Annotated in this window: 8 protein-coding genes and 1 pseudogene; 8 read left to right on the plus strand and 1 reads right to left on the minus strand. The window is 69.4% G+C overall.

Translation table 11 applies throughout. The features are described 5' to 3' along the window. Positions 1-18 precede the first annotated feature (18 nt). From ACSAMQ_RS19505 to ACSAMQ_RS19535, 7 genes are all read left to right on the plus strand, one after another. Positions 19-483: a hypothetical protein gene (locus ACSAMQ_RS19505; protein WP_435397257.1), complete on the plus strand. Its 465-nt coding sequence runs from the start codon at positions 19-21 to the stop codon at positions 481-483. An 82-nt stretch (positions 484-565) separates the two neighbouring features. Then, the gene (locus tag ACSAMQ_RS19510) at positions 566-2824 is read left to right on the plus strand and encodes a hypothetical protein (protein WP_435397251.1); all 2259 of its coding nucleotides are present in this window, start codon (positions 566-568) and stop codon (positions 2822-2824) included. Between the two features lie 48 nt (positions 2825-2872). Next, complete coding sequence (locus ACSAMQ_RS19515) at positions 2873-3268, plus strand: hypothetical protein (protein WP_435397252.1); 396 nt, start codon at positions 2873-2875, stop codon at positions 3266-3268. Then, positions 3268-3975 carry a hypothetical protein gene (locus ACSAMQ_RS19520; protein WP_435397253.1) on the plus strand — a complete coding sequence of 236 codons (708 nt, stop codon included), beginning with the start codon at positions 3268-3270 and terminating at the stop codon, positions 3973-3975. The genes ACSAMQ_RS19515 and ACSAMQ_RS19520 overlap by 1 nt, the downstream gene beginning before the upstream one ends. Before the next feature lie 125 nt (positions 3976-4100). Beyond that, on the plus strand, positions 4101-4424 hold the full coding sequence (locus ACSAMQ_RS19525) for a RebB family R body protein (RefSeq protein WP_031371092.1): 324 nt from the start codon (positions 4101-4103) through the stop codon (positions 4422-4424). Positions 4425-4558: 134 nt separating this feature from the next. Then, complete coding sequence (locus tag ACSAMQ_RS19530; RefSeq protein WP_435397254.1) at positions 4559-4894, plus strand: RebB family R body protein; 336 nt, start codon at positions 4559-4561, stop codon at positions 4892-4894. Positions 4895-5161: 267 nt separating this feature from the next. Then, a complete protein-coding gene (locus tag ACSAMQ_RS19535) occupies positions 5162-5935 on the plus strand; it encodes a Crp/Fnr family transcriptional regulator (RefSeq protein ID WP_435397255.1) in 774 nt (257 codons plus the stop codon). 27 nt (positions 5936-5962) lie between these two features. Here ACSAMQ_RS19535 and ACSAMQ_RS19540 read toward each other — a convergent pair whose 3' ends face one another. Further along, positions 5963-6442, minus strand: coding sequence for an arylesterase (locus tag ACSAMQ_RS19540; RefSeq protein WP_435397256.1), 480 nt, complete (start codon positions 6440-6442; stop codon positions 5963-5965). An 18-nt stretch (positions 6443-6460) separates the two neighbouring features. On the opposite strand from ACSAMQ_RS19540, the pseudogene ACSAMQ_RS19545 reads away from it, so the two are divergent. Next, positions 6461-6572 (plus strand): annotated as a pseudogene (locus tag ACSAMQ_RS19545) (FAD-dependent oxidoreductase); the annotation flags it as partial.

A 6572-nucleotide genomic window follows, 5' to 3' on the forward strand; every position in this document is an offset into this window, starting at 1 on the left:
GCGGCGCGCAGCCTCGCGATGGCCAAGAGCGTGGACCCGCCGCCGCCGCCGCCGCCGCCGACGCCGCCGCCGACCGACGCGCTCAATCAGCAGATCGTGCAGGCGGTGCAGTTCACCAACGCCGAGACCGCCTCGTATGCGCCGTCGCAGATCGCGACCGGCCCGGACATGATGATCAGCCAGGCCGCGGGCCTGGTCGCGCAATCGGCCGCGGCATACTTCGACGGGGTCAGCAAGATCGCCTTGGCGAGCCAAGGCATCCTGATGCGGCAGATGACCCAGGATCTGGTCGACAACCAGCTCGAGAAAGCCGCCGAGGACGCGCTGGGCATTCTCGCCACCGACATCCTCATGGGCGCGGCCGCCGCGGTCGCCGCGGCCGCCGGCGCGATGGAAGCCGAGTCGGCGAGCTTCGCCATCGACCGCATCGACTCGAGCATCGCCAAGTACTCCTCGCTGCTGCAGAACCGCAAAGGCAGTTGATCGCCGCGCCGTCCCCGCGCGGGCGTGAACCCACGCCCGCGCCGGACCGCCGTCGCCGCACCGCACCCACAGGACCCGGGTCATGGCTTATTTCGCCTTGCCGTCGCTGACATTGCCGAGCTATCGCTTCGACTACGACAGCCCCTTCGCCGGCATCCTGCCGGTCGAAGATCCGGCGTCGGTGGCCGGCGACGCGCTGCAGCTGCCGGTGGCGTACAAGCGGCAGGGCCGCGACGGCGCGCTCGAGGTGCAGGCCACCGTCGCCATCGCCCAGGGACAGCAGTTGTCGCTGGCCGCGCTGTTCGGCGGCGGCGAGGCCGACGACGCCCAGCCCGGTCGCGGCGCGGTGTCGCTGTTCCTCAAGGCGCTGGCGTGGATGGAGGAAGGCAACCCGCTTGCCGGTCTGGCCGCGCGCGGCCATCGGGTGCGCTACGAGTGCGGCGAGTGCGTCGCCGAAGACCTCTACATCGCCTGCGTCTGCCTGAGCCGCTGGCTCGGCCTGAACCTGCGCCGCGGCATCGCCGCCACCGACCCGGTGCTGTACAAGAGCGTGCGCGGCGCGCTCGAAGGTCTGGCCAAGGGCGTCAAGCCGGCCACCTCGACGACGCTCGACCAGTTGATGCCGGCGCTGCGTTACTTCAACCGCAGAGTCTACGGCGCCAGCCGCTACACGCCGCGCGACGATGTCTACCGCGCCCGCCGGTTCGCGATCGGCAAGCTGCGCGCCGAACCCGATGGCGAAGCGCGTTATCTGCAATGGATGGCGATGAGCCTGCGCTATCTCGAATTGCAGGGCGTCGCGCACGTGCAGGCGGCCATCGGCGAGGAAGACATCCGCGCCGCCAACGCGGTCGCGGCGAGCTACAACCAGGCCCGCCAGACCCAGTACAAACTGCTGGCGCAGACGTCGTCGGACGGTGCCGATGCGCAGGCGCTCGGACGCGAACTCAGTGCCAGGATCCTGCCGCTGTTCGAGGACCCGACCCTGGGCGAGGTGATCGGCATCGACCTGCCCGGCGGCGAGCACGAGGCCGGCCGCTACGCCGAGTCGTTGGCCTTCCTCAGCGCGCAACTGCAGGTCGAGCCGGGCCCGGAGCTGACCCGCTTCTTCGGCGCCGGCGCCGGCGCGCGGGCCCTGCAGCTGACCCAGCGCATCGACTGCGGCCCAGGCACGGGCGTGGCCTCCGACAACCGTTCGATGATCGGCTACGCCATGGCGTACTCGCTGCGGCTGCCCGGAACCGGGTTCTATCGCGCTTATTCGGACTATGTATTCGCCTGCCTCGCCGCAGCCAAAGGACGCCAGGCCGAGGACGCGCCCGGCGCCTCCGGCGCGCCGCCGCATCGCAGCCGCGACGTGTCGGGCTTGCTCGACGAGATGTTCGGCAACGACAGCCTGACCTGCGACGGCCTGACCTTGCGTCGCTACGACCTCGCCGGCGCGCGCACGCGCGCGCGGGTCGACGCCGCCGGCCAGCGCAGCGCGATGGCCCTGTGCGCAGCGTTCGACCGGCCCGCTTCGGCGCAGGGGCCGAGTTACTACGAATCATTGACCGCGAATACCAGCCTGCTGGGGTTCCGGCTCGGCCAGGCCGGCCACTACCGCAGCTTCATCGCCTCCAAGTACCCGTTCGTCGCGTTCGACACCCGCCCGGGCGGCGACGCGATCGTCGCGGCGGCGGACCGGTTCGCTCCGGCCGGGGACTGGCGGCTCGATGGCTACATCGACACCGACCGCCTGCGTGCGGCGAACGAGCGCTGGATGTACGCCGGCGCGCAGGCGCTGAGCGCCACCCAGATCGGCCAGCTCATGAAGCTGGTGCGCGATGCCGCGACGCTGGCCGACTTGTTCGTCGGCGGCAGGCCGGTGCTCCAGGAACAACTGAGCGCGGCGACCGCCTTGATCGCCAGCGTCGCCAACCTCGACCGCGCCTACGCCGCGTTCCAGGCGCTGGTCGAGGCTCTGGTCGGCGACAGCCCCTTGCACAGCGTCTGGTTCGCCGCCTTGAGCAGAGTCCTGAACCTGTTCATCAATTGGCGTTCCTACTTGCTCGGGTCGAACGCGCCGGGTGTCGAACATAGCGACATCCAGGACGAATTCCTGCGCACGGTCGTGCTGCTGGCCTACGAGCTGGTGCCTTTCGACGCGTCCGCGCCGACCCAGGCGAGCCTCGGCGCGCAATTGCAGCAACTGGTGGCCAGCGTCTCGGCCGCGTACTGGCAGGCCACGGTCGGCCCGCTCGCGGGCCTTGCCGGCACGCGCCAGATCACCGCGGCGATCGCCGGATACAAGGCGCCGGCGTCCGTCGTCACCGTCACGCGCAAGCCCGGTCCGGCCTGATCGGCGACCGCATTGCGTATCGCATCCCTTGTAAGACCGGAGTTCGCAATGGACGAGAATCTGCATTACCTGCTGCACGAGGAGCTGGAAGGCCTGTTCGATCAGCCGGCGGCCAAGACTGCGCAAGCGGCATCGCAACAGGCGGTGGAGCGGGCGGTGTCGGCAGCGCAAGCGGCATCGGGCGAGGCGATGACGCCCGCGCCCGCGGCGGAGCCGGCGACCGCATCGGCGGCAGATCCGGCGGCAGATCCGGTGCCGCCGGCCGAGCCGGCCGCGGACGGCGACGAGCTGATCGAACGCTTCCTGCGCCCCGATGTGCTCGAGGCCTTGACCAGACTGGCCGGGGTCTCTCCCGAGCAGGTCCTGGCCGCCTTGGCCAAGCTGGTCGGCGTGCAGCCGCAGCGAGTGCTGGGCGCGTTGGTGAAACAGCTGGGAGCGCGCTGATGTCGGCCGCGACTCCCGACGGCGTCGCCGTGAACGGCGCTGCGAGCAATGGCGCTGCGCGCGATGGCGCAGCGAGCAATGACGCGCCGCCGCGCCGCGCGGCCGATCCGGTGCGCAGCGAACTCGATCATCACGTCGGCCTGTTGGCCTTGCGCGTGCTCGGGCGCGAACTCAGCGACGACGAACGCGCGCAGGTCGGCGCGGCGCTGGATGCGATCGACGCCGACTCGAAGGCGCGCGCGGCGGCGCCGGCGGGCGGGCCGACGGTGGGCCAGCTCGGTCGTTCCCAGGCCGGCAACCTGATCGAATCCGGGCGCCAGCGCATCGAGGAGGTGATCGAGCAAAGCCTGCGCCGCACTCAGGCGACGGTGCGCAAGGACGCGCGCGCCGAACGCGAAGCCGAGGCGGCGGTGCTCGGCGCGGTCGAACGAGCGACCTCGCTCGACGACCTGCGCCCGCCCAGGCCGCAGCCGGGCGCCGGCGCCGGCGAGCGGCCGATGATCGCGCAGATCGCCGACCAACTCGCGCACTTGGTGCGGCTCGAAGTCGAGGCCCGCTTCGACCAGCAGTTCGGGCCGCTCGCCAAACAACTGCAAAGCGTGATCGACGCCGCCAAGGACAACGGCCTGATCCCGAAGACCCCCGATTCCGCGTCATCGGACGAGTCGCGCGCCGATGCGGAAAACAGCGGAAAACCCGCTGCCTAACCCGACCCGGACAACCATCAAAACAGGCCGAAAGGCGCCGGGAGCGGGCTTCACAACGCGATAGATGACTCGTTCTTCCAACACGTACGGCATCGGCCGTACTTCATCCCTCCAAGGAGTTCAACATGGCTTTCCCTACCGCCGTCAACGATCAAATCACCGATGCCGTCACCCAGTCCAACGTCAAGGTCATCGGCGAGGCGCCTGCCTTCGCGATGGGCTCGATCTACCAGTCGATGGCCCACTCGACCGGCATCCTGTTCGAGAACGCCGTGTCCGCGCAGCAGCAGCAGAACACGCTGGCGCAGGCGGCGGCCAACCAGGGCGTGATGCAGATCTACAGCCTCGACACCACCGCCGCCGCCGGCGCGACCGAAAAGATCGCCCAGACCGGCGTGTCCGACAACCTCACCAGCCTGCTGACCGTGCTGCGCGCGTTCAAGCCGTAATCGGCCGCGATCGCCATAGCCGCTTCGGCCCGGCCGCGACGGTCGGGCCGCAGATGCCGGTCCGCGCTCGCAGCGAGCCGGGCCGGCATCCGGATTCATCCGCTTTTTCCTAATGCGCAATCGAGGATTTCTTCATGGCCTTTCCCACCGCAGTCAACAACCAGATCACCGACGCCGTCACCCAGTCCAACGTCAAGGTCATCGGCGAGGCGCCCGCCTTCGCCATGGGCTCGATCTTCCAGGCCGCCGCGCACTCCACCGGCATCCTGTTCGAGAACTCGGTGTCCTCGCAGCAGCAGCAGAATTCGCTGTCGCTGGCCGCCGCCAACCAGGGCGTGATGCAGATCTACAGCGTCGACACCACCGCCGCCGCCGGCGCCACCGAGAAGGTCGCCCAGACCGGCGTGTCGGACAACCTGACCAGCCTGTTGACCGTGCTCAGCTCGTTCAAGTCGACGCCGTACGCGTAATCGGCAAAGGACACGATGCCGGGCCGCTTGGCGCCGGCATCGTACCGGCTCCTGCGGGCCGGGTTCGCACTGGCGACGCCGCAACGGCGCCGCATCCGCGACACAGCTCGATCGGCGGATCCCGCCGCTCGCCGCAGGCTCCGAACGCAGACGATCCACAGGGGGCGTTATGCAACGTGCCATCGGCCGCATTCGCGGCCATCTTCATCGCGGCCTCGTCGCCGCCCGGACTTACGCAACCGCCAGTTCGGGCACGCGGCCGCCCGTATGTGCGTGACACTCGAAGACAACATCGCCGTGCGCCGGCGTCGCTGGGGCCTGGACCGCTGCAATCTCCTGCGCGGTCTGCCGGCGACGCTGCTGGAACACATCGCCCGCCATGCCACCGAACTCAATCTCGAAGAAGGCGATGCGTTGTTCTTCAAGAACGATCCCAGCGATTTTCTCGCCTTCGTCATCCACGGGCGGATCTACAAACTGCTGTACGGTCCCGATGGCCAGGAGCTCATCGTCGACACCATCGAAAGCGGCGAGACGGTCGACGAAACGCCGCTGCTCGACAATCATTCGCATACCTTCACCGCGGTGGCCTACAGTCCGACCCGGGTGCTGTTGCTGTCGCGCCGCCACTTTCCCAGCCTGACCTCGGATCCGGCGGTGATCGAACGCGCCCACGCCTCGTTGTGCCAGCGCTTGCGGCAGGCGGTGGAAAGCCTGGAGACGATGTGCCTGCACCGGCTCGAATCGCGCCTGGCGAGGTATCTGTTGTCGCTGATGCGCTCGCAGACGCGTCCGCGCGAGGACAGTTTCGAGGTGGCCCTGCCGCCGACCCAGAGCATCCTGGCGGCGATGGTCAATGCGAGCCGGCCGAAGTTGAACGCGCAGTTGCAGACCTGGCACCGCAGCGGCCTGGTCAGCCGCAAGCGCAATATCCTGCGCATCAACGACATCGACCAGTTCCGCTGCAAGGCCTATCTCGGCCGCGATGCCGAGCGGCCGCACGCGCGGGCGCGTTCGACCGCGGCGCGCCACAACGCCTGAGGCGGACGCGTCGGCGTCCGCGTCGGCCTACTTCAGCATCGGCCCGAGCCGGGTCCACACGTGATCGCGCAGCTTCGGCTGCGCGCTCGCGATCGGGTGCAGGTTGTCGGCCTGGAAGGCGGCGCGGTCGAGCGCGATCGGTTCGAGCAGGAACGGCAGCAGGGCGGTGCCGTGCCGGCTGGCCAGCTCGCGGAAGTTGCGTTCGAAGCCCAAGGTGTATTCCTTGCCGAGGTTCGGCGGCATGCGCATGCCGATCAGCAGTACCTCCGCCTTCGCCGCCTTGGCCGCCACGATCATGCGTTCGAGATTGGCCCGGCTCTGGGCCAGTTGCAGACCGCGCAGGCCGTCGTTGGCGCCGAGTTCGATCACCACCACGGCCGGGCGGTGGCGCTGCAGTTCGCCGGCGATGCGCGAGGCGCCGCCGGCGGTGGTTTCGCCGCTGATGCTGGCGTTGACGACCTTCCAGCCCGGCTTGGTCTTGGCGATGCGCTCGGCGGTCAGCGCCACCCAGCCCTGCGAGGCGGCCAGGCCGTCGCCGGCCTGTTCTTCGCCGGCCAGATCAACGGCACCACCGGTTACGAGGAGGCCGCCGCACAAGGCCTGCTGGCCGGCGTCAACGCCGCGCGTTTCGTCGCCG

It is taken from the genome of Lysobacter sp. 1R34A (assembly GCF_051217035.1).
In the GTDB taxonomy this organism is placed as follows: Bacteria; Pseudomonadota; Gammaproteobacteria; order Xanthomonadales; family Xanthomonadaceae; genus Lysobacter.